The 23,324-nt window shown below is 39.4% G+C and carries 23 protein-coding genes and 1 tRNA gene; 19 read left to right on the top strand and 5 right to left on the bottom strand.

The window, feature by feature from the left end; genetic code table 11:
• The first annotated feature begins 25 nt into the window (after positions 1-25).
• The 16 genes from FLEMA_RS0117975 (at position 26) to FLEMA_RS0117855 (ending at position 15,469) form a co-directional block, all read left to right on the top strand.
• Positions 26-4,108 carry a hypothetical protein gene (locus FLEMA_RS0117975; protein ID WP_044171657.1) on the top strand — a complete coding sequence of 1,361 codons (4,083 nt, stop codon included), beginning with the start codon at positions 26-28 and terminating at the stop codon, positions 4,106-4,108.
• Between the two features lie 75 nt (positions 4,109-4,183).
• Positions 4,184-4,651: a hypothetical protein gene (locus FLEMA_RS0117970; RefSeq protein WP_026995823.1), complete on the top strand. Its 468-nt coding sequence runs from the start codon at positions 4,184-4,186 to the stop codon at positions 4,649-4,651.
• Positions 4,652-4,845: 194 nt separating this feature from the next.
• Positions 4,846-5,340, top strand: a complete 495-nt coding sequence (locus FLEMA_RS0117955) for a hypothetical protein (protein WP_026995822.1) — start codon at positions 4,846-4,848, stop codon at positions 5,338-5,340.
• A gap of 1 nt (position 5,341) precedes the next feature.
• The gene (locus FLEMA_RS0117950) at positions 5,342-7,093 is read left to right on the top strand and encodes a phage head spike fiber domain-containing protein (protein ID WP_026995821.1); all 1,752 of its coding nucleotides are present in this window, start codon (positions 5,342-5,344) and stop codon (positions 7,091-7,093) included.
• Positions 7,094-7,144: 51 nt separating this feature from the next.
• The gene (locus FLEMA_RS0117945) at positions 7,145-7,561 is read left to right on the top strand and encodes a hypothetical protein (RefSeq protein WP_044171653.1); all 417 of its coding nucleotides are present in this window, start codon (positions 7,145-7,147) and stop codon (positions 7,559-7,561) included.
• The gene (locus FLEMA_RS68970) at positions 7,551-7,943 is read left to right on the top strand and encodes a DUF1353 domain-containing protein (RefSeq protein WP_052354088.1); all 393 of its coding nucleotides are present in this window, start codon (positions 7,551-7,553) and stop codon (positions 7,941-7,943) included. The genes FLEMA_RS0117945 and FLEMA_RS68970 overlap by 11 nt, the downstream gene beginning before the upstream one ends.
• A gap of 84 nt (positions 7,944-8,027) precedes the next feature.
• On the top strand, positions 8,028-8,888 hold the full coding sequence (locus FLEMA_RS68965; RefSeq protein WP_159102690.1) for a S49 family peptidase: 861 nt from the start codon (positions 8,028-8,030) through the stop codon (positions 8,886-8,888).
• Positions 8,889-8,929: 41 nt separating this feature from the next.
• On the top strand, positions 8,930-9,352 hold the full coding sequence (locus FLEMA_RS0117915; RefSeq protein WP_044171647.1) for a hypothetical protein: 423 nt from the start codon (positions 8,930-8,932) through the stop codon (positions 9,350-9,352).
• A gap of 80 nt (positions 9,353-9,432) precedes the next feature.
• Positions 9,433-10,413 (top strand): hypothetical protein, encoded by a 981-nt coding sequence (locus tag FLEMA_RS0117905; RefSeq protein ID WP_044171645.1) that lies wholly within the window; start codon positions 9,433-9,435, stop codon positions 10,411-10,413.
• 52 nt (positions 10,414-10,465) lie between these two features.
• Positions 10,466-11,158, top strand: coding sequence for a hypothetical protein (locus tag FLEMA_RS0117900; RefSeq protein ID WP_026995816.1), 693 nt, complete (start codon positions 10,466-10,468; stop codon positions 11,156-11,158).
• A 53-nt stretch (positions 11,159-11,211) separates the two neighbouring features.
• Positions 11,212-11,433, top strand: a complete 222-nt coding sequence (locus FLEMA_RS0117895; RefSeq protein ID WP_044171639.1) for a hypothetical protein — start codon at positions 11,212-11,214, stop codon at positions 11,431-11,433.
• Between the two features lie 7 nt (positions 11,434-11,440).
• Positions 11,441-11,710: a hypothetical protein gene (locus FLEMA_RS0117890; RefSeq protein ID WP_144080095.1), complete on the top strand. Its 270-nt coding sequence runs from the start codon at positions 11,441-11,443 to the stop codon at positions 11,708-11,710.
• A gap of 44 nt (positions 11,711-11,754) precedes the next feature.
• Positions 11,755-12,159 carry a hypothetical protein gene (locus FLEMA_RS68960; RefSeq protein WP_144080094.1) on the top strand — a complete coding sequence of 135 codons (405 nt, stop codon included), beginning with the start codon at positions 11,755-11,757 and terminating at the stop codon, positions 12,157-12,159.
• Positions 12,160-12,187: 28 nt separating this feature from the next.
• The gene (locus FLEMA_RS0117875) at positions 12,188-12,697 is read left to right on the top strand and encodes a hypothetical protein (RefSeq protein WP_229359421.1); all 510 of its coding nucleotides are present in this window, start codon (positions 12,188-12,190) and stop codon (positions 12,695-12,697) included.
• Complete coding sequence (locus FLEMA_RS0117870) at positions 12,657-14,147, top strand: terminase large subunit domain-containing protein (protein ID WP_044171633.1); 1,491 nt, start codon at positions 12,657-12,659, stop codon at positions 14,145-14,147. Before FLEMA_RS0117875 ends, FLEMA_RS0117870 begins: the two co-directional genes overlap by 41 nt.
• A gap of 221 nt (positions 14,148-14,368) precedes the next feature.
• The gene (locus FLEMA_RS0117855) at positions 14,369-15,469 is read left to right on the top strand and encodes a hypothetical protein (protein ID WP_044171630.1); all 1,101 of its coding nucleotides are present in this window, start codon (positions 14,369-14,371) and stop codon (positions 15,467-15,469) included.
• A gap of 43 nt (positions 15,470-15,512) precedes the next feature.
• Here FLEMA_RS0117855 and FLEMA_RS68955 read toward each other — a convergent pair whose 3' ends face one another.
• Together FLEMA_RS68955 and FLEMA_RS0117800 are read right to left on the bottom strand one after the other, a co-directional pair.
• Entirely contained in the window at positions 15,513-16,667 is a 1,155-nt protein-coding gene (locus FLEMA_RS68955) for a phage integrase SAM-like domain-containing protein (protein ID WP_044171627.1), read from the bottom strand.
• A 282-nt stretch (positions 16,668-16,949) separates the two neighbouring features.
• Positions 16,950-17,037, bottom strand: a tRNA-Ser gene (locus tag FLEMA_RS0117800).
• A 511-nt stretch (positions 17,038-17,548) separates the two neighbouring features.
• Between FLEMA_RS0117800 and FLEMA_RS0117785 the strand changes: the two genes are divergently transcribed.
• The 3 genes from FLEMA_RS0117785 to FLEMA_RS0117770 all read left to right on the top strand — a co-directional run bounded on the left by FLEMA_RS0117785 (position 17,549) and on the right by FLEMA_RS0117770 (position 20,402).
• Positions 17,549-18,130 (top strand): Crp/Fnr family transcriptional regulator, encoded by a 582-nt coding sequence (locus FLEMA_RS0117785; protein WP_159102689.1) that lies wholly within the window; start codon positions 17,549-17,551, stop codon positions 18,128-18,130.
• 75 nt (positions 18,131-18,205) lie between these two features.
• A complete protein-coding gene (locus tag FLEMA_RS0117775) occupies positions 18,206-19,012 on the top strand; it encodes an SDR family oxidoreductase (protein WP_026997751.1) in 807 nt (268 codons plus the stop codon).
• A gap of 13 nt (positions 19,013-19,025) precedes the next feature.
• Positions 19,026-20,402, top strand: a complete 1,377-nt coding sequence (locus FLEMA_RS0117770) for an aldehyde dehydrogenase (protein WP_026995810.1) — start codon at positions 19,026-19,028, stop codon at positions 20,400-20,402.
• Positions 20,403-20,531: 129 nt separating this feature from the next.
• Here the strand turns inward: FLEMA_RS0117770 and fabF are convergent, their stop codons facing one another.
• Genes fabF through FLEMA_RS68940 form a run of 3 tightly spaced genes read right to left on the bottom strand, consistent with a single transcriptional unit; the run spans position 20,532 to position 23,195 of the window.
• Positions 20,532-21,770, bottom strand: a complete 1,239-nt coding sequence (gene fabF / locus FLEMA_RS68950) for a beta-ketoacyl-ACP synthase II (RefSeq protein WP_044171624.1) — start codon at positions 21,768-21,770, stop codon at positions 20,532-20,534.
• Positions 21,771-21,810: 40 nt separating this feature from the next.
• Positions 21,811-22,554 (bottom strand): SDR family oxidoreductase, encoded by a 744-nt coding sequence (locus FLEMA_RS68945; RefSeq protein WP_044171622.1) that lies wholly within the window; start codon positions 22,552-22,554, stop codon positions 21,811-21,813.
• 56 nt (positions 22,555-22,610) lie between these two features.
• Positions 22,611-23,195, bottom strand: a complete 585-nt coding sequence (locus tag FLEMA_RS68940) for a TetR/AcrR family transcriptional regulator (RefSeq protein WP_044171619.1) — start codon at positions 23,193-23,195, stop codon at positions 22,611-22,613.
• Positions 23,196-23,324: the final 129 nt, after the last annotated feature.

Below are 23,324 nucleotides of genomic sequence, written 5' to 3'. Positions count from 1 at the left end.
TATCTACTAAAAACGATCTACACCAATGGAATTTAAAGACACCGGAACCCTTGAGCTAAAGGGCCAAACTGGCGATTTGGACAAGAAGCTCAAGGATTTGAATGATAATGCTAAGGCGCTCAGAAAGACCATCAAGGAAATTGAAGAAAACGGCGGCAAAGGTTCTGAAAACTGGAAGAAGTACAAACAGGAATTGAAAGACACCCAACAGGAAGCCGAAAAGTTGAGCAAGTCGCTGAAGGGAATGGACATCAATAAAATGACCCTTCAGCAGCTAGAGCAACACACCAGAGCCCTCAATAAAGAAATCAAACAATTAGAGCCAGGAACTAAAGCTTTTATAGAAACCAGTAAAAGACTTGGAGAGGTTAAAGGTCGAATGGCTGAAGTAAAAGACCAAGTTAATGGTATTAAGAAAGGCGGTGAGGACTTAGCTAAGCCAGGTATTTGGGACAAGATTTCGGGCGGTGTCAATAAAGTCAATTTGGCTTTTAAGGCTATGATTGCTTTACAGATTATCCAATGGGCGGTTGATTTGGGGAAAGCAATTTTTGGGACAACTCAAAAACTAGAGAAATATGAAACTGTATTAAAGGTTGCTCTAGGCTCGCAAAAGTTGGCTAAGGAGTCGATGGCTGCTCTGAAAGATATTGCTGTAAAAACTCCGTTTTCATTAGATAATCTAACCGAAGCTTATGTAAAAATGGTGAACCGTGGGTTAAGGCCAACCCGTGAACAAATTATATCGATGGGTGATGTAGCCAGTGCTTTGGGTAAGCCATTTGAGCAATTAAATGAGGCTATTTTAGATGTTACAAATAGTAGAAGGTGGCAAGAATTAGGTATAAGTGTTAGGTCATCAGGAGATAAAATTATAGGCACTTGGAAAGGTCAAACGGTTACAATGGAGGCGACCGAAGAGGGAGCAATGAAAATGATAGCCGCATTTGGACAAATGAAGGGGGTTGTTGGAATGAATGCTGAAATGATGAATAAGCTTGAGGGCAAAACTTCCAACCTTGGAGATACCTTTATGCAATTGGCTGGAGCTGTAGGTGAGCAGCTCAAACCTGTGTTTTATGCCTTGTTGGGTATTATTATCAATGTTGCTAATTTCTTGTTAGAGCTGGCCCAGAACTCTGAGCCTGTGGTTACTGTCTTCAAATCGCTTTTTCAGCAAGTAACCAACCTATACGATAGTATGATGGGGCTGGTACAACAGATATTCCCTAACCTTAGCAAACAAACGGTTTCGGCTACTGGTGTAATGAAGGGGTTAGGTGTTGTATTTCAATCTTTACTTTTACCCGTTAGAGCTTCCTTTTTAGCTATCCAAGCCATGATTGAGTCATTGGGTGCTTTGATGTCGGGTGGTAAAGCTTTGGTCAAGTTTTTACAAGGTGATTTTGTGGGTGCTTCCAAAACCTGGGATGATGCCAAAAAGCAATTTAGCAATATGACCAAACATGCCAATGATAACTTTACCCAAATCAAAAAAGGGTTTAAAGATGCCTTGGTAGATACCCCCAAAAAACTAGAACCTGAAGCCGTTTTGGCAGCTGCTACCACCGAGGGTAAAAAGCAAACGGCTATGACCAAAGAGCAAGAAAAAGCCGCTGCTAAAAGGGAGAAGGAGGCCGAAAAGAAGCGTAAAAAAGAAGAGAGTGAGGAGAAAAAACACCTAGATGAAATAGCAAAAGCCAACGAAGAGGCCCTAAAGCGAATAGCTGAATATGAAGCCGAGACCAATATAAATTCGATTAGGGATGAACTAGCACGGGAAATTGCTAAAATAGATGAAAAAGCCCGGAAACGAAAAGCGGATAATGAAGCGTCGAAGGCTGATAAAGCTTTGAAAGAAAAGCTTGAGACGATTATAGAGAAAGAAGCTGAGGCCGAACGCCAAAAGGTACGGGATGAGTACAAAGCCAAAGAAGCCAAAAAGCAGGAAGAAGCGGCTCAAAAGCGGCTTGAAACCGAAAAGCTGGTACAGGAACAGGAGAAGAAAGCCGAAAGCTCTTTGCTCGATTGGAAGGAGGTACAGGCAGGTACCAATGCCAGAAAGCTGGTTGAAATTAGGAAAGAGAGGCTTGCACTGGAGTTGAAATACACTCAAGAAAAGTTGGATACCGAGCTTCAGATTGAAAAGAAAAAGGCTGAACGGGAAATAAGCGATACCGAGCTGAAAGAAGCGGCTTTGAAAGCTATTGAGGATAGATACCACAATGAAAAGAAGGCCCAAACCGCCAAATATACCCAAGATATTGCCAAGCTAGATAAGGAGCTGATTGATGGTAAGGTAAGTAAACAGAAGGCTTGGAGTAATGTATTTACGAATTTTCTGAAGGGGGATGTTACCAAGGCAGTAGAAGCGGCTGGCCAGATAGTACAAGGTGAGTTGACAGCTTGGCAAAAGCGACTCCAGAATAACCAAGAGAAGTTTCAGGCGGTAGGGCAAATGGCTATACAAGCCGCTAGCTTTTTGGCTGACCTAGAAAAAGCAAAAGCTGATAAGGCCATAGCCGAAGCCCTTAGAGAGCGAGACGAAAAGGTGGCAATTTTGCAACAGCAACTTGACCAAAATAGTGCCGACCTGAACAATGCTATAGACAAGGAACGTGCCGTAAAAGAGCAGCACACCAATGCTATCAAAGAGCTAAAAGATGCCGAAACCAGTAGAATCAAGGATTTAGAAAAGATTCTTCAAGATGATACGATGGATAAGGCTGACAAAATTAAGGCCCTGAAGGAAAATTACTCGGAGTCGTTTTTGGCCATGAAGGATGCCGAAACCGAACGAGTAAAACAACTAAAGGAAGAAGAAACCGAAAAGCTTCAGAACCTTGAGCAGACTTTGAATGAGCAAATTTGGGATTTGGAGTCGCAAATGAGAGTGGCCACCGACAAAGCCGAAAAGGAGGCTTTGGAGGAAAAAATCCGTAAAGCTAAGAAGGAGAAAGAGGAGAAAATGGATGCCGCCGAAAAGACCATGAAAGCGGCTATTAAAGCGGCAGAGGATGAAAGAGATGCCAAGATAAAAGCGGGTCAGCAACAGCTAAAGGAACGCTTGGAGGAGCTGGATGATGAAACCAAACAAGACAAGGCCTTATCGAAAGAGCGTATTGGGCAGGCCAAGCAGGAGATGGATGATAAAATCAAGGCTGCCGAAAAAGAGAAAGCGGAAAAAGTAAAGGCGGCGACTGATGAGAAAAACCGACAAATCAAAATCAAAAAAGATTTGGAGGCGGCTATTAAAGCCGAAAACGAAAGAGCCAGACAAATCGAGAAACAGGAAAAGCTAAAGGCGTGGGAGGCTCAGAAAAAGGCTGATATGGCTAGTGCCATTATTACAGGAGCATTGGCGACATTGAAGGCGTTGGCCTCTGGCTTTTGGCCTGTCAACCTGGTGTTTGCTGCTATGTCGGCAGTGATGACGGGTATTCAAGTAGCAAAGATTAGCTCGCAACCAAAGCCACAGTTTCATTATGGTTTTACGCCTCAAGGTAGCAAACATGAAAAGACCTACGGGAAAGGGGGGATTGCTTTGGTAGATAATAAAACAGGTAAGGAGCTGGGCGAAATGGAAGGAGGTGAGGCTATCGTGAATGCTGACCAAACGGAAATCAACCAGCCAATTATTAAGCAGATGCACGAGAATGCCAAGCGTGGTATCAAAAAACCTGTTTGGCAAACCATGAATATTATGGGTGAAGGGGGCAGACCTTTGGCATTTAGAAACGGAATCCCATCATTGAACAGCGGACGAATGTACCAATATGGTACGATTTTGAAACGATATAACGACGGTTCGGATGGTTCATTTACGGCTGACTCACAAAAGGTGAGTGAGTCGGAGGCAGATGTAGAAAAAGCCAAACAGCTGGGCGACGAACAAATCAAATTGCTAAGAGAGCAAAACGAGGCACTCAAGAAAATTGTACAGTTGGGTGAAAACGGGGTTTACTTGAGCAATGAGATTAGAATGGCTGTAAACCAAAACGTTGGAGCAACCCGTAGTGTAGAAACGGCCATACGCCAAACCAATGTATCTAACAAAATGGATACCCTGATTGGGATGATTTCTAACCTAAACGCTCGTACAAAATAAAAAGTGATTGGTCTATTTGAACAAAGGTCTTTATATTTGAAATAGTTTTTATGCACTCATAACTCCACAACTTGTATGATTAAGAAAGTCGAATTTGCAGTGCCGCCACATCTTAAAAAATTCATTGAAGGTACCTATTTAACAACAGAAAAAGGATATGTCAAAATTGGAAAACGTAGTGAGCTTGGCCGTTTGATTCAGTTTGTTCAAAAAGTAGACCCCTATCCGAAGCGGTATAAATTGCCAGACAATGCCTCTATTATAAAGATTCAGTACTATGACGAAAGTTATTCTACGTATTTTCCAGTAGAAAAAACAAAGGAGCTATGTGAGTTGATTGATGCCGAGTTTCGGAGGGAACTGATATGCGAAGTTAGGAGCGTACACGAGTATAGCCGAGCCGTTGATTATACGCCATTTGTACGCCGCTTTCTTGACCGCTATGGCATTATACCCGATGTAGATATAGAAATGGAAACAGCTAGAAAGATTTATAGGGACTATTTGGCCAAGATTTCGAGAAATTTTCATAAAAACTTTTAGGTGTTTTGTCCGCTGTGAAGGCGATTTGTCCGAGTTTTCGGGGTTTTGTCCGTAAATAGGGTATTTTGTCCGACACTCAAATAAGCAAAAACCGCTTAGAATAGATATTCTAGGCGGTTTTTGCTTTTAATAAGGTGTTAAAAAGCCACATTTTCCGTCCGATGTATTGTGGGTTTTGGCTGGTAGTTTTGAGCATGAATACAGTAGAAAAGTTTGGTCATAGTAAGTCTTCGATAGGATATGTAACGCACCTGATACTAATAGAATGTAAGCGAGTTACATCGATAGACAACGCAGAGGTAAATATGCTAGATGGTTCTGTGATTACGCTATTTGAGTTTTTACAAAAAAATGCTGTATGGGACGAAGTTCAGCAACAAGATGATACCTCTGGCGACTACTATACCGTAACCCTTACTTGTCAAATCAAAAGCGTAACCGAAGAACTCCTAACGTGGCTTTATGCCAATCAGCAACGACGTTTTATAAGTTTCTGGCGTGAAGCCGATGCCAATACCTGGTACAACGGAAACCCTGAAAACGGGTTTGGGTATCAATATAGCCGTTTGGCCACCGACAGAAAAACCATAGAACTAAGCCTAAAGGGTAGATTTACCAAACCAAGCTTTTCACTCAACCCCTCATTTATTTCTTCAATATTGACACAATACAAATCGCAAACATTCTAATATGGCACAAATACTAAAAGTAAAGCCTGAATATGTAAATAAAGTACAGGTTCATGTAAATGGTAAGTTGACGTTGCTCAATAATGATTTAACGCAGGAGCAATTATTGGCATTTTTCCTAAAGGCAGAGTTTAGGGAGTACATTGATATAACCTATACAAATATAGCAGACAGTTTTCCTGAAAGCTTTGAGATAGACCCTAACCTTTTTCATGCCTACGATTCGGGAGAGGTGACACATGACCCTGCCAAAACCAACTATACAGCCAATACTGTAGGTAAACACCTCAACGAAACTAGGGGCAAAATAGACGCTTTTGATGGGGCTTTTGTACGACCTAGTACAAGACCAAGCTTTTTCTTGGACTTTTCAAACTCTCGTTTTATTGACCCTAAAATTGCTTTTTATCGTAATAGCCCAGCAACTTATATTGACAAGAATGGGGTAATGAGAGAGGCAAAGGCTAATCAACCCAGATTTACACACGACCCACTAACTTTGGAGTGTTTGGGTTTTTTGCCAGAAGAGTTTAGACAAAATTTAATTCCTAATAGTATGAATATCGACTTATGGGATAAAAATAATGCTATCTATAATGGACCTTCTAAGCTTTTGGGATGGCCTAGCCACTCTTTTACACTTACAAGCGATATTTCTTCATTTGTTCGTACTTCTATAGCGGTAGTTCCTGGAACTACCTATACTTACCATTACCTTTCATCACTCAATACAGCATCTGCTATTAGACTCTCTTCTTCCAATAGGTCGATTGCGGCTACTACGGAGTTTCTTACCAATGGTGTATGGTTACACTCATTTAGATTTACCCCTGTAGCCGGAGAAACCTCTGTAGCTCTTTATATTGGCAAAATTGATGCTAATGGTAGTGCTTTTAATGTTACTGCACCACAATTAGAAATAGGCTTAGATTATACAAGTTTTATCCCTACCACGAATGGCGTAAAGGCTAGAGAGAAAGATGTTTGTGGACTATTGGGAACGGCTTTTTCAGATTTCTTCCCGTCTTTGAAAAAAGGTACTATTGTTGTAGCGGCTAGAAGGTCAAAAGCGGTTTGGGGGCAATATATATCTTTGTCTGGCCCAACTACTTCCAATGGTATTAATTTAATTGAGGCAGTGTCCAACAGTGGTGCTAATGTAGCCTTTGCTTCGTTTGCGGTTAAAGTTGATGGAACATCGGTAGCTAATGCAAACTCTCAGGCTTTACCCAATGACTTTATTATGGGGTTGGCCTTCGATACAAATAATACTATTGGTGCCATCGACGGTACATTAGGTGCAAGGGATATTCAGTGTGAAATACCATTCTTTGATAAGATATATTTTGGAGGGGTTACTCCACCGAATACTCCAATCAAGTACATCGCTATCTGGAATACACTATTGACAGATAACGAGCTGATTAACGTTACCAAAAAAGGAATTGCAGGAAGACAATCGTCGGGACTACCTTCAAATTCAGATTTGGGGAGTGGTGCTTATGTAAGTCCATACGCTATTATGAGGTCAAAAACACGCCAAGAGTTTTCTGTTGATTGTAGTGGAGCTAACGTTACTCGTAATGTAAGACGTGACTACGATTTTACTTTTGAAATTGTCGACAGCTCAGGCTGTACTATTGTAGCTCAGCCAGCCTCTAGCTGTACCGCTGGGACAGACAACCCCTTGACTTTTTCGGGGCCTGTAGGCAAAACCCTCACCTACGCCATTACGCCAATTTACGAATATTAATTTTAACACCAGGGTACAATCAAACCATTGTACCCTTTACACTTTTTTATTATGAAAATCGCAACACTCAACATTACCACACCCTACAAAGTAACCGTGATTCCTACCCAAATGCGTTTTTCGCTCAAACGTGATTTGTTTGAACAAGACGGGGCAAAACTTTGTGAGATTCAATACGAGATTTTGGCAGGGAAGTATATTCAAATGGTGCCAAAGTTAGATGACAATGGGCAGCCTGTTTTAAAATCAGGGAAACCCGTTTTGGAGGAAAATATCGTTGATTTTACCTCTCCAGTAATTTACCATACCGATAGCAAGGTGATTCCGTTTGAGCTGTATTTGTTGATTGAAGCTTATCGAGCCAATAATTTAGCAAGTAGTTTAGAGCTTATCAACCAAGCTTTGCAAGGGTTTAATTTTGAAGGTAGTCTTGCCAACTTCAAGCTTGCAGTAACGAATGTACAATAAGATTGTAGTGATGTATCGAGAAGCTCCCAGCGACAAAGCTGATTGGTGGGAGCTTTATGAGCCGTTTGAAGAAACACTTTCAGACGGCTCTGTTATTTTGGTACCGGCTGGGTATGTTACTGATTTTGCAAGTGTGCCAATGTTGCTCTGGTCGTTTTTCCCACCTATAGGCAAATATAATCGAGCAGCCTTGGTACATGACTATTTGTATGATTTGCAGTACAAGCAAAAAGAACTAGGAGAACAAGCCGCTAGGAAGTTTGCCGATGAACAGTTTTTGTACTTGGCCAATGCAATAAATCCACAGGCATCAATACGTCATTATATCATGTATTGGATGGTGAGAGTCTTTGGCGTTTATGCCTGGCGGGCCAAAAAATAGTATGTCTGGTTTTATCTAAGGGGCTTTTAGTCCTTTATATAGTATTATATGGCCATGATATTCGTAAAAATTTTTACGAACATCATGGCCGAAATTTTTCACGAGCATATCTGGAACGTCGCTGAGTCGCATATTGGCATTACGATGCACAAACTACAGACTACAGCAGCACCAACTTTTTTTGAAACGTTACCCAACGCAAAGCTACACGAAGCGTTTAAGACGAAGCTTATTAGTACCGATACCGCTAGGTATTTGAATAACTATTACACCAATCTTTATTCTGCTAGTAGTGATATTTTGGTTTTGCCAATTGTGGGCGAAATGTCACGATATTCTTATTGGTCTTTGGGAATGGAGGAGCTGGCCAAGTTGCTAGACGTAGCCAGAGCCGACGACAAGTATAAGGGGGCAGTTCTGAAAATTTCGACACCAGGGGGTACAGCTGATGGCTGTTCGATGTTAGCCGATGCCGTGACCAATTTCCGCAAGTCGAAACCTGTAGTAACCTCTACCAACCGTTGTTTGTCAGCGGGCTATTTTATCGCCTCTCAAGGCGATGAAATCGTCGTTGAGGATAGTGCCATGAGTAGTGTTGGGTCTATTAGTTCACTGTTTATATATGAAAATTACTCCAGACAACTACAAATGCAAGGGGTTGATGTCGAAATGATTCGAGCTCAAGGTGGAGAAAATAAGGCAAAGATTAACCCTTATGAACCATTGACAGAAGAGACCAGAGGATATTTACAAGCACAAACCAACGCGGCACGCAAGGAATTTGTAGGCTATGTAAAACGTGGTAGAGTCGGGAAAATCAAGAGTGAGGACGTTTTTTCAGGCAACGTTTACGGAGCAAAGGACGCCATTACTTTGGGTTTAGCTGATAGAATAGGAGATTTTAACTCAGCCATTAAGCGCTGCCAACAGTTGGCCCACGCTTAATGTTGGTTTTTAGTTTTGCACACTTTTAATACTATACGATAATGTCAAAAAGTACCTTACCGGCAAAAGATTGGCTATTGCAAGTCTTGCCAAAATCATTTAAAAATATTTCGGAGGTGGTTTCTGCTGAGCATTTAGCAGAGTTTTCAAACGAAATGACCGAGTTGAAACAGCGACTCGATGCCCAACAAGAAGGAAACACCAAACTAAAAGAGGACTTCGAAGCTGAAAAAATCAAGGCTCAGGAGCTGCAGCAAAAAGTAACAGCCTTGGAAGGGGACAAAACGTCGCTAAATACCAAGCTTACTGAAGCCGAAAAAGACCGTGATACTTACAAAGAGTTTTATGATCAAAAGTCTCAAAATGGTCAAAAGCTTCCTAAAAGTGATGCCTCTAACAAAGAGACTGAAGCAAAGTTGGCAGCTGACCACCCGATGAGCATTCTTTTGAGCAGAGCACAATAGTACTTGAGCAAAGTCTAGTAAAAATCTACACTGGGACAAACCCGTTTAAAATTAAAGTTCACCATTAAATTAAGGTAACTATGCCTATTACAAGTTCAATCAATCCCAATTTCGACTCTCTACCAGACGAATTGGAAAACCTCATTTCTGGCAATCCTATCATTGTAAATGAATCGGTAATGGATGGCTTTGGAAAGATTCGTAAGGATTTTAATGTTGAGGTCACCGACGCCAAAACGCCTATCTTTTCAGTTGTCGCTAAGGACGCCAACAAGCCAGCTTCAGACGATTTTAATCCCACAGCTGATGCCGTAAAAATCAATGCCAAACTACCCAACTTCTTTGATATTGATATTGACTTGGCTTTGAAGCGTTCCGACGTTTTAAAGATTTTTAGAAGCTACGAGCGTCTGATCACTACGGGAAACATGACCAAAGAGCAGGTTTTGGCCATGCCTTGGGAATTATTTTTTGTCAATACTGTACTCCAGAAGTCAGGCGAAGGTTTAGCGCTCTATGGTACTTACAGAGGGGTATTTAATCAGTCAGGATTTGGCTCTATGAGTTCAATTGATGGTTTGATTAAAAAGTTTACTGCTGGTCGTGGTACTGGAGGTGATATTCCGAGTGCTAACGTTGTGACCTCAGCGGCAACACCGTTGACAGACCAAAATATTTATGATGAGGTAAAAGCTATCTGTGCTTTGACCGACTCAAATCCAGCTTTGGCAGCCAAACCACTCAAGTTTAAAATTTCGCCATCAAACAAACGTAAATATGATACCAACCGACGTGCCAAGTTCCCAAATCACGTAGGGCCAAACGAAACAGCGAAAACGGTAGATGATTACGACAATATCACATTTGATGTTGATCCAGCTTTGGCAGCAAGTAACTTGATGTTTATTTCTCCTGATTTGTTTTTCTTGACAAATGAGGACGTAAGTAAATACCGTGTGAAAATGAAAGAATACACGAAACACTGGGAGCTTAACATTTTGTACTCGGCTTGTGTTGAGTACGGCTTGGGTAGCGAGTGGTTTGGTAACAACCGATTGTAATTAGTTTGATTAAAATACACCTTTAATTGGGCTTCGGCCCTAATATCTTTTTATGAATAAGTTTCTAAAAATGGCAATGGTACTTCTTAGCTTTTTTGCTGGAGTATCCATGTATGCCTACACAGGCAATCCCATTGTTTCGGGTTTGAGTATGATGTCGACCAGTGCAGGTTTACAAATGCTAACGGGTCAATATTTAGAGTTTCCCACTGGTGCATTTACAGTGCCTTTGGTTGGTCTCAAGCGTAAAACTCAAAATCCACAGCTCGGTGGCTCAAAGCGATTGTATGTAATTCTGACAGAAGATTTACTCAATGAGTTTGTGGATTATAACCTCATTTTATCAACTGGTCAGTTTGCTGGAGCTATTCCATTGGCACCAGGGAAAATGGCGGTCGAGATTGAAGCATGGTACGATACCTTGAAATGGGATGGTGAAATGAAAACAGGTGGTGGCTTTACGCAAGGTGTCGAGTTTGACGTGTTAGGCTTCGATAAAGACATTGCCAAAGCAATGGCGCTTTTGTATGAAACACCTGTAAACTTGATTGTTCAGGGTAACGACAATAGTTTGTACTATTTTGGTGACAAGTACATTCCATTTATGTTCGATGCCAAAATTACGAACCCACCAAAAGGAACGGAGCGTAAGCGTGTAACCTTTACGGCCAAAAATGATGGATACTCTCACCCGATTGTACCATTGGCCAATACGGTTACTTTCGCTGTACAAGCGCTATCCTAATTTCTAAATCTGGAGTGACAAACTCTAATTGTCACTCTTTTCTTTTCCTATCTATGGCACTCCAAAAATATAAAATTACCGATAAACAAAGCGCTGCCACTAATCACGTTTTTGTACTGGGCCAAACCAAATACATCAACGATAACCTCAGCGATGAGGAAGCGGCTGTTTTGTTTGAAAACGGAAACTCTTTTATTGCGCTTAACGAAAACTACGTTGAGCCTGAAGTAAAAGGTACTCCGTCTTTATTAGAACTTTTAACCCCGAAACACTAACATGAATATGGAAAGACTATTTGCTGATTTTCAATTGGCAGAAATGGAGCATAACGCTCAAAAAACGGAAGTGTCGCTTGAGAAATACGAAACAGCCAAATTTGCTTATGAAAGAGCTATTGAAAAATCGAAAGAGCTAGCGCCGAAAAAGCAAACAGAAAAGCCAGCTCCTGCCAATACCAAGACAGCAGCTCCAGCGAACAGTACTTCCAAAACTGAAGCACCTGTGGTGACGCCACCAGCTCCAGCAACAGAAGAAGAAAAAAAAACGGAGTAGAGTCAAACGAGACTGATCATAGCAGTGAAAAGCTAGAGCGGCTCATGATGCAGGCGGAAAGTTTGCATCGTGAAGCCGCTTTTTTGTCTAACAAGCTCCACACTTTCGACGATAGTGACGTAGATGGAGTAAAGCCTATTATTGACCAGATTAGAGAAAAACGTACAGCCTGGAAAGAATGTAGATTGACAATAGCCTATTTCGAGCGTTTTGGAAAACTGCCTAGTGAAGAGCGTCAAGCACAACAAAAACTTAACCCACAACGAGAGGCAGAGTTACGCTATGAGCTGGGCTTGATAAACACTGCTATTTGGAAGTTTGAGCAAAAAATGAAAGAAAAGCCCGAAAGTAGCCGATTTAATGAATGGACTGAAAAACTAGCAAAAAGCAACTTGAGAAAAAAAGAAATCACAGAAGAATTACTACGCCTTAAATATGAGACAGCATAATAAATACCTGGATAAAGTCTACGAAGAAATGAGCGTGTTTCGGGAACATTTGCTCACTGGTCGAGAGCTGACCTCGACTCAGCAAGAAACCTTTGAAAAGATTAGTGTAGCCCGTGGGTGGCTCAAAGATGGATACTCCGATACTGAAGTAATCCAGTGCTTGAAAAATGACCCAATTGTAAAAGTACAAGACCGTAGAGCAAGGGAAATTTTGGCGATGGCCTACGAGACTTTTGCAGAGCTCCGTCAATTACGAAATAAGGAAGGTATAAAGTTTATGTATGCTGAGCTATTTCGTGAAGCGGCGTATAAAGCTAAACAAGAACTTGATTGGGACGCATATATGAAGCTTATGAAGGAAGCCGCTAAAATTGACGGCGCTTATGACGAAATCAAATCCAATATGGATGAGAAAAAACGACCAACCAAAATCGTAATCAAAAGAGTTGAGGTAAATAATAATTACAGTACTACACCAAAAGTTGAAGACACCAATTATGAACTCATTGGAACAAATACAGAACATCCAAGTGAATGATAAGCAAGCCGACTTTCTGGAAACAGTCATGTTTAACCTATCCAGCGACGGGGTAAAAGTTGCTGGTATAGTAGGAGGGATTGGATCTGGAAAGTCTGTTACTTTGGCGGATTTGTTAATGGTTATGAAAGAAGAGTTGCCCAGGGCAAAAGGGCAATTTGCTTGTATTACCATTACTCAAGCAAAACGTTCTTTGATGCCAGGCTTAAAGGCAACGTGGGGTGACGAAAATAGATGGAATTGTAAAGCTTACAATTGGGAAACGGGTCACGGCGAATATGTACTTTGGCGTGAACCTCCCAAATCGTTTGATAGACCCTATCAAGAACCCGACGACTGGAGTAACTGCATAAGTTTTCCGAATGGTTTTGTAGTGGAGCTTTGTGCCTACAAATTGACACCTGATATACACCGGGGGCGAAATGACGATTTTGTTTTGTTGGATGAGGGCCTATTGTTCAAACGTGAATGGCTTAAAATCCTTCAGGGTAGAATCAGAGCCAATAAAGGGAAATACCACTCCAATTTACACTGGGGATTTTATTTCTTTTCGTCGCCACCTTATGGTACAAGTGGGGATTGGATGTTTGACTATGAGGAATTGGCGAAAAAATTTCCTGAGAAATATTATTTCTGCCATATCAAGACCAAGGATAACCAGGCGTTTTTACCACCCGATTTTATAGACAACTTAAAAGAGACTTTGACGGATATTGAGTTTGATGTAGAGGTAGAAGGAAACAGACTGGGCAAAACTCCAAAGACGTTTTATCCTGCCTTTAATTTACATACCCATTGCCCGGAGGAGCTGGAGTATTATCAACCCACTAAACCCTTGGAATTGTCGGTCGATTTCAATGCCCACTTTACGAGCTGCACTATATGGCAGCCAGAAGGGTGGGAGTTACGAGAAATAGCCGATGCCTTCGTAAAGACCCCAAAGAACAACATGACCATGGCCGAGACCTTGGCTCATAAGGTAGTAGAGCAGTACGAGAAGCACCCTAAAAAGGTAGTGTATATTACAGGGGATAGAAATGGGGGTAGTAAATCAGCCGGTACCAAAATGCGTGACGGGAAATGGCTTACATTATTTGAGCTCTTTTCTGAAGTGTTTTCAGAGGCTGGTTGGGAGGTATATTTGCATCCCCTAACTTTTAATTTAGAGGGTAAAGAAAAACATTTTCTGATACATGAAATTCTTTCTGAGAAAAAGCCTGATGAATATAAGCTTAGAATTAATCCACGTGGGGCTAAGTCAACGATACGTTCTATAGAGATGACTCCTATCAATGAGGACTATAGCAAGAACAAGGACAGTGAGACCAAGCCCAGCGTGCCACAGGAGCAAGCCACGCACCTATCGGATACCGTTGACTACTACATAACGTACAAGCGCAACCAAGGTATGGGTCACCTGCCTATGGGCTTTGAGATTGACTTCATGTAGCTTTCAGATATTCGCCACAACCAAAAGTGGAAATTTCCACCACGGCAAAGGGCGGGCTTTGGATTGTGATATTACCTCAGTTATTAAGTTATTTTTAGTAGCATCTTTTTGTTTTTCAGGTGATTAGATGTTGATTGTTATTTTAAAATAGTGCAATTTTTTTAAGGCTATATTTTTTTATTAAAAAGGTGATAATTTTATAAAAGCTAAAAAGTTTATTTATGAAAAATAAAAATCGGTTCAACATCGTTTTGACCATCCTTGTCACTATTACAGTTGCGTATTTTATAGTACTATTATATGGATTTAATATTATATCTTTTGATGAAAAGGGAGTACTAATATCTCATCATAATTTCAAGTTAAATGAATCTTTTAAAGATTCTGGAACGACAGGAGATACAATAGGTGGAATTTTTGGGCCAATAATTTCAATAATCGCTTCTATACTTACTTATTGGGCTTTTATGGAACAGGTTGAAGCTAATAACAAGCAATTTGATGAAATTAATAGGATAAAGTATAATGAAAGATTTGACCTGTTACTATCTATTTACAGAGATAATGTTCAAAAGGTTGAGTCTGAAAGAAGTTTTCAAGATATTTTTGATGAGTTCAAGTTCATTTATTTGGTAATACTTGAGAAGGTGAATTCTGATATTTCCGTGAGAAGATTAGAAAGTACAAGTCAACAAGAAAAAATTGATTTGAAAATTAATTATGATGATATTGTAAACATTTCTTTTGCAGTACTAATTTTTGGGTTAGACTCAGCGTATGATAAAGAAAATAAAACCTTAAAAGTCAGAACTAGCAGTACAGATACAGATATTGTCACAGCCTATTTAAAAGGTCTAGAAAGACTAAATGAACTAATAACATTGAAAGCTAATAATTTTTCAGTAGAATCAGTAACCTACAATTGTGAATATCAATACAGGCAAAAAAAACATGAATTGAAAGTAACCGATAAATCTTTCAAAGGATGTAGACGGGATTTAGAAAATTATTTTAAAAATTTAGACATATTTCTTGATTATATATGTTCTCATTTCGATGAATCTGTTGATGAAAAAGAAATAAATAATTTTGGAACTAGTATTGCCATATTGGAGTCTCAGTTGACTTTGCACGAACTTTTGTTATTATACTTTTATGGTAGAAGTATTATTTCAGATACATTCGGTAATCTTTTTTTAGAAAGTAACTTAATCTTTAGCACACCTCTAAAGATGATTGATTTTATCGATACTTTTTCGTACAAAGGTGTACACATTGATACAAGAAGGAGTAGTAGATATACATATTTGTTTAAATCATAATAGTAAAGTCCAAGGGCTATACCTTTGGACTTTACTATTTTTACTACCTCTCCATCTCCAAAATCACTCGGCGCTCGTCGGCTTTACCGTATGCCTCAAGTGATCGGTCGGATTTGAGACCTAGTAAAACCTTGACAGCTTCTTTACTCCATCCTTTTACGTTGAGTAACCAGTCTGTTAAGGTTTTTCTACCAGCTTTTACCGACAGCTCTCCATGAAAGTCCAGCTCGGCCGCGATGAGTTTTAGCCAACTATTCATCTTTTGATTTGATTTTATTGGTAGATTCTCCCAGCCTCCATACTTAGTTATTATGTCATCTACTTCTTTGAAAAATGGTACTTTTGCTACCACTTTGGTTTTGATACGTTCCCAGAAAATCCAGTTTTTGCCGTTTATTCCTTTTACAATTGCTTTTTGGTACTCCTTTTTTATGGCGCATAAATCTTGATAATGAAACCCTGTTCTACAATAAACGATAAAAACGTCGGCAACTTCCTGAGCTGCTTTGTTTTTGAATTTGTGGGTTCGTAACTTCTCAAACTGTTCATTAGTAAGATAAACTAATGGCTTTTGCCTGTCCATCGGAATACGATAACCATTCAGATTGTCACATGGGGACAATTTGTGTAGTACTGCCCATTTTATGTATTGCTTAATAGTTTGGGAGTGTTTTCTAACCGTTGCTTCTGCAAATTTTTCATTTGTCTGCAAGAACTTTCGGTACTCAAGGAGGTCGGATAATTCAAAATCTTGTAGATACATAAGGTGTTTTTTCTTGAGTATAAGAAATTTCAATATTTTGTCCCTTACGTTATTATAGGTTTTATAAGTTCCAACAGATCGTTTTGGGTCTGACTTAACATCTAGTAGCCACTTATCAAAACCCTGAATAAATGTTATTTCGTCTTGATTCTCATAAGCAAATTTGATTTGTTGGGCTGTAAATGGCTTTTTTTTTCGGAGGTAGTCATTGTAAATGGCTGTTAAGTCCATGACTTTGCTCAAAAGCTGTTCATTTTTAAATGTGTAATGAGGGTCGGTACGCTTGACGCATTTTTTTTCAGCATCCCAGTCGTCGTTATGGACTAAAATATTTGTAGAGCCGAGCTCTGCTCGTTGTCCATCCACTGTGATTCTAAGGTAGATTTTTGCAAAAGAGGGGTTTGAACATTTGTGTTTCCAGAAAAGAATCTCCATTCTTTTTGATTGTTTTTTTTCATTGTGTAAAATATTTAAAAGTTCGTTGGCGTACTTTCAAATATTTATCCATAAATGAAGAAAATAGGGGTTATCAACAGAAGAAGTGTGCTTATTAACAAATACAAAAAAATGTACTGCCACCTCATGTTTAGAACTGCTATCTCGACTGCCACCTTGACACAATGAAATGAATGAAAAGAAATAAACGTAGGGAAAAAGAAAAAGCCTGTCTTGTGGACAGGCTTTCGGTAAGTAGGGATGGTTAATTTATTTTAACCTTGGTAGAGAGCGAGGGATTCGAACCCCCGGACCTGTTACAGTCAACAGTTTTCAAGACTGCCGCAATCGACCACTCTGCCAGCTCTCTGTGTTTTTTGATGGTGCAAAATTAGTGTTTTGAGCAATACAATGCAAATTTTTTAACGTTATTATTTGAAATAAAATTTTGTTAAATAGCTTTTTTTGCGGTAATAGTAGCTTTATCTATTTGGCATTCAGTTTTTTACTGGGATGTTTAAAAGCGGTTTTTTTTGAAAAAATAATCAAAATTTGAACTATTCGGCTTGTTTGTGAAAAAAATAAAACATAAATCGGAAGGAGGCATGGCAGAAAATATGGCTTTGTCGATACAAGTATAGCAGTGAAATTGCTTTTACAACCGAATAGTAAATATGCTGGCTAATAGAAAAAGACTTATTGTGCAATAATTATCCTGAAACCTCTTATTCATGGAAATATAAAATATTGCTTTGTGGAATGCCGTAATGTATCGAACAAAATTTTGGGCAAATTGGGGTTTTATCCTTAGTTTATTCAAGATAAAGTTTAACTTTGGTATAGGTCAATTATGTCAACAGTTTAGTAAGGTCAATATAAAAGTGATAAATAAATACCAGAACATATATACGGTTATCGCAAGTTTTATTGAAATCACTGAAGAGGAATGGGCGAGCTATTCGTCGATGTTTCGTTTGAAAGAAATTGAGAAAAAAACGATTGTTCTTCATGAGGGCAATATTTGCAAAGAAGTGTTTTTTGTGAATAAAGGCTTGTTGCGTATTTATTTTATAGACAAAAACGGAGAAGAAAAAACCTTCCATTTTGCCCCCAAAGATACTTTTGCTACCGACTATGAAAGCCTATTGAAGCAAATCCCGTCCAACTACTCTATTCAGGCACTAGAAGACACCCAAGTAGTGTGTATGTCGCTCGACATGATATTGTGGGGTTATCAGCATTTGCGATATGGTGAAAAACTAGGGAGAATCCTTGCCGAAAATTATTTCTTTTTGCTAAGCAACAAAATCCAGTCGATTTATACCCAAACACCCCTTGAGCGGTATAACAATCTTACCCGAATATTTCCTGATATTTTTAGGCGTGTGCCTCAGCATTATATTGCCTCATATCTGAATATAACGCCTGTACATTTGAGTAGGTTGAAAAATACAGACAAATAGCTCAAAACTATTAACAAATGTTATTGTAGGGTATTTTTTAAGTGCATAGCTTTCGCTATCAATCAATAGAAATGTATGGCAACATTAGCAGGCAAAATAGCCCTAGTAACAGGTGGGGCAAATGGTATCGGTAAAATCATGACTCGGTTGCTATTAGAGCGTAAAGCAATCGTTATTATTTGGGATATGAATCAGGAGAAAATCGACGAGACACTCGCCGAGTTTTCGGCCAAAGGAACTATCTGGGGCTACAAAGTTGATGTTTCGGATATTCTACAGATACACCAAGCGGCTCGGAAAGTAAAACAGCAAGTTGGGCTGGTTGACGTATTAATCAACAATGCGGGGATTGTGGTAGGAAAGTTTTTTCATGAACACAATCCCAACGACATACTGAAAACCATGGAAATAAATGCCAATGCTCCTATGCTTATTACCAACGAGTTTTTGGAAGATATGATGCTACAAAACTCAGGACATATTTGTAATATTGCCTCTTCGGGAGGGCTTATTTCCAATCCTAAAATGTCTGTTTATGCCGCCAGTAAATGGTCGGTAATTGGCTGGTCGGATAGCCTACGCCTTGAAATGCAACAACTTGATAAGAATGTCAAAGTAACTACGATTATGCCTTACTATATCAACACAGGGATGTTTGATGGGGTACAATCCAGCATTCCTATTCTTGAGCCAGAGGCCGCCGCACTTACCATTATCAAAGCCATCGAGAAAGATAAAATAATGGTAACTATTCCTGGATATATCTATAGGCTGACCCGAATGGCTCAGGGAGTACTGTCTATCAGGGTATTCGATTGGATTATGGGAAGTGTGTTGCATATTTATAAAACAATGGAACATTTCAAAGGTCATAAAAAGTAACCCAGTATAAGAAATGGAAACTACCAACGAAGCAACAATTGTGGCACTTTTAGCAAAGCAAAAGGCATATTTTGCTACCCATCAAACCAAGCATATCGATTTTAGGTTGGCACAATTACAAAAACTTAAACAAGTAATTGTTGAATATCAGGAAAAGATAGAAAAAGCCCTATGGTTAGATTTGCATAAATCGCCAGAAGAGGCCTATTTGACAGAAATTAGTATTGTAATAGGCGAAATAGACTATCATATCAAAAAGTTGAAACAATGGGTCAAGCCTCAACGTGTACCAACGCCTATTCATTTGTTGCCCTCGTCCAGTAAAATTGTATATGAGCCTTTGGGGGTCGCTCTGATTATAGCACCTTGGAATTATCCTTTTCAATTGGTTATGAATCCATTGGTAGGAGCTATTTCATCAGGTTGTTGTTGTATTCTCAAGCCATCGCCCGATGCCCCAGTTATTGGCAAGGTAATGGAAGAAATGATTAAGAAATGTTTTGATGAACAATATATCAGCCTTGTACAAGGTGAGCAACAAACCAATACCATTTTGTTGGCTCAGCATTTCGACCTTATCTTCTTTACGGGGAGTTCGTTTGTAGGGAAAATTGTGCTTAAAGCCGCAGCCGAGTATTTAACACCTGTTGTTTTGGAGTTGGGTGGCAAAAGCCCTTGTATTGTAGATGCCAGTGCCAATATCGATATTGCTGCCAAACGTATTGCTTGGGGTAAATTAATCAATGCAGGTCAAACCTGTATTGCTCCTGATTATTTGCTGGCTCATCAGTCTATTAAAGATGAATTGCTTCATAAAATAGCCTTGAATATCAGGCAGATGTATGGCGACAATATCAAGGAAAGTCGTTTTTATCCTCGTATTGTCAACGACAGAGCTATGAATAGATTGATGACGCTATTGCGTCAAGGAACTATACATACAGGTGGCGAAGTAGATACCAACGAGCGATTTATTGCTCCTACTATTATTGATAATATAGAGCCAGATTGTTCGATTATGCAGGAAGAAATCTTTGGGCCTATATTGCCCGTATTGTCGTTTGAACAAATTGACGAGGCTATTAGCTATATCAACAAACATGAAAAACCATTGGCATTGTATTATTTTGGAGAAAATAAAAACGCCAAAGAGGTATTGCTAAAAACTACCTCAGGAGGCACTTGTATCAACGATACCCTGATGCACATTACCAATCATCATTTGCCTTTTGGTGGCGTTGGCAACAGTGGCATGGGCAAGTATCATGGCTTTGGTAGTTTTGTAGTGTTTAGTAATCCAAGAGCGGTTGTAAGTACGCCCACGTGGATAGATTTGCCGCTAAAATATGTGCCATTTAAGTATTTTGAATGGATAAAAAAGATTATTTAGTGGATGTTTGTAACGTTTTTGTCTAGCTAGTAAAAAGAACTAAGATACTTCAATATTAAATAAATAAGGGTACAAATGCCATGTTATAAATATCGCATGGCTTTGTACCCTTATTTTAGGAACTTTTATTTACCATTTTTTGAAAATACTGGTTGCTGTATGACCACCAAATCCAAAAGAGTTATTCATAGCGTACCGAACAGGCGTATGAATAGGTTGTCCCAAAACTAAGTTTAAGCCCTCGGGTACGTGTTCATCGAGGGTAGTAGTATGAATAGTGGCAGGAATAATATCATTTTTTATCGACAGTACACAGATAATACTTTCAATACCACCTGCAGCTCCCAATAAATGCCCAGTCATCGACTTTGTCGCCGAAATATACACTGGGTGTTCTTGAAAAACCGATTTGATAGCATGTAATTCGCTTAGGTCACCAATACCTGTAGAGGTAGCATGAGCATTTATATAATCTATCTGTTCAGGCTGAATTTGAGCTTCTTTAAGGGCTTTTTGCATACCAATAGACGCTCCTAATCCATTGGGCGAAGTTCCTGTAAGATGATACGCATCGGCGGCCAATCCACCCCCAACAATTTCGGCATAGATAGTAGCACCACGTTGCTGAGCGTGTTCTAATTCTTCCAAAATTAATGCACCAGCACCCTCGCCCGCTACAAAACCGCTACGGTCTTTGTCGAATGGTTTTGAGGCTGAAGTAGTATTGTTTTTTGACAAAGCTTGCGATGCTCCAAAGCCACCAATAGTAGCTGGTGTAATGGCGGCTTCAGAGCCTCCCGCAATCATAACTTGGGCTTTCCCCAAACGAATAGTGTCGAAAGCATTGATAATTGCTGTATTAGAAGAAGCACACGCCGATACAGTACAATAATTAGGCCCAAGTAGTCCATTACGAATAGAAATAACACCTGCCGCAATATCGACAATCATTTTGGGAATAAAGTAAGGATTGAAACGAGGCGTACCATCGCCTGCATAAAAATCTTTTAACTGCTCTTCAAAAGTCTGTATTCCTCCATTACCTGTAGCCCAAATTACCCCTACGTCTGCGAGTTCGTATTCGGCCATATTCCTAAAATCTAACCTAGCATCTATAATGGCCTGTTCGCTAGCGGCTATGGCATATTGGGTAAATAAGTCGTATTTTCGTACTTCTTTTTTGTCGATATACAAACTAGCGTCAAAGTCCTGAACTTCTGCGGCAATTTGGGTTTTAAATTTTGTTGCATCAAATTTACTGATTGGTACAATTCCGCTTTTGCCAGCAAGGATATTTTCCCAAAAAGTGTCAATATTATTGCCAAGGGGTGATATTACCCCCAAGCCTGTAATTACAACACGTTTCATAATAATGTTTCTTTGTTCATGTATCCTAATTGAAATAGGATTATTCTATGGCATTAAGAGCCTTAAATGCAGTATCTGGTGATTGTAAAAAAAGCTGGTACAATTGTGCTGTAACGGCTACACGAATTTCAAATTGGTCATTGGTTAGGCCTTCTGCCAAAGCTTCGGCTACTTCAAGTGGAGGGATGCCATTTTCGCCACCAATTTCTTTGGCAAAGTCGGTATTGACTAACGGAGGCATAATTTCAAAAACCTTTACCGACGAATTTTTTAACTCTTCTCTAAGCAAATATGTGTACGAGTGCAATGCTGCCTTACTAGCCGAATAAGTGGGTATAGCCTTGGCAGGAGCAAACGACACCACCGATGATACATTCACAATGGCCGATTGGGTTTGGGATTGAAGTAAGGGCAATAATGCTTCGGTTAATCGGATAATAGATAAATAGTTGGTTTCTATTTCGTCTTTGGCTTTGCTGTAGGCATTTACGGCTGGGCTAGTTAAGCTATAATAGGATGCCGCACCAGCATTGTTGATTAGCACATTTAGGCTTGGATATTCTTGCTCAATGGTACTTACCAATGCAGCAACAGAGGCTTCGTCGGTAACGTCGGCAACAATATACGAGCTATTAGGAATTTCACTGGCGGCTTTTTGAAGTTTTTGTTCGGTACGACCAGTCAAAATTACTTGGTTACCTTGTTGTGAAAATAATTTTGCCATTTCAAATCCAATACCTGAGCCGCCGCCTGTAATCAAAATTGTGTTTTGTGATGTTTTCATGATAGTTGTTTTTTTGTTTTTATATACCGATTGGTATATTTTTGGTTAAAAAAAATTTATAATTGATTAATTGTTTGGCGTAGGGTGTCCATCAAAGATTGATGATAATTAGATTTTCCTGTAAGTTTTGTCACCATAATTGCTCCTTCGATTGTAGCAATGATTTGTAAAGCAATAGCTTCGGCATGATTTGATTCTTTTAGTTCGCCTGTGGCTATGCCATTTTCAATAATATTGATTATTTTTTCTTTCCAACTCATCACTGCATTATTGGCGTATTCTTTGAGTAAAGGGTGTGTATCGTCGGCTTCTACGGCGGTATTCAAAATGGCACAACCGCCATCTGGAAGGCTATTGTACAAAAACTGGGCGTAAATATCTGGATAACACAAAAGCTTTTCTCTTGAATTGGCTTTACTATCAATAGCACTGTCAATAACACTCCGCATTTTTTGTAAATGATATTGAAAAACAGCTATAGCAACTTCGTCTTTATTCTTGAAATTACCATAAATACTCCCTTTGGTAAGTCCTGTAGCCTCTATCATGTCCTGAATCGAAGTACCTGCAACTCCTTTGGTATTAAAAATAGGAGCAGTTTTTTCAATAATGAATTGTCTTGTTTTCTCGGCTTTACTCATGGCTGTATTAGATTGATGATACAAAAATATACCAATCGGTATATTTTTGCAAGAAAAAAATGATTTATTTTTAAAAATATATGCAATTATCTGATTTTCAAATATTTGTATTTTATTGAATACCCTGTA

This window comes from Flectobacillus major DSM 103 (assembly GCF_000427405.1).
Classification (GTDB): domain Bacteria; phylum Bacteroidota; class Bacteroidia; order Cytophagales; family Spirosomataceae; genus Flectobacillus; species Flectobacillus major.
The sequence above is the reverse complement of the archived record's forward strand: the minus strand, read 5'-3'. Positions and strand labels throughout refer to the sequence as shown.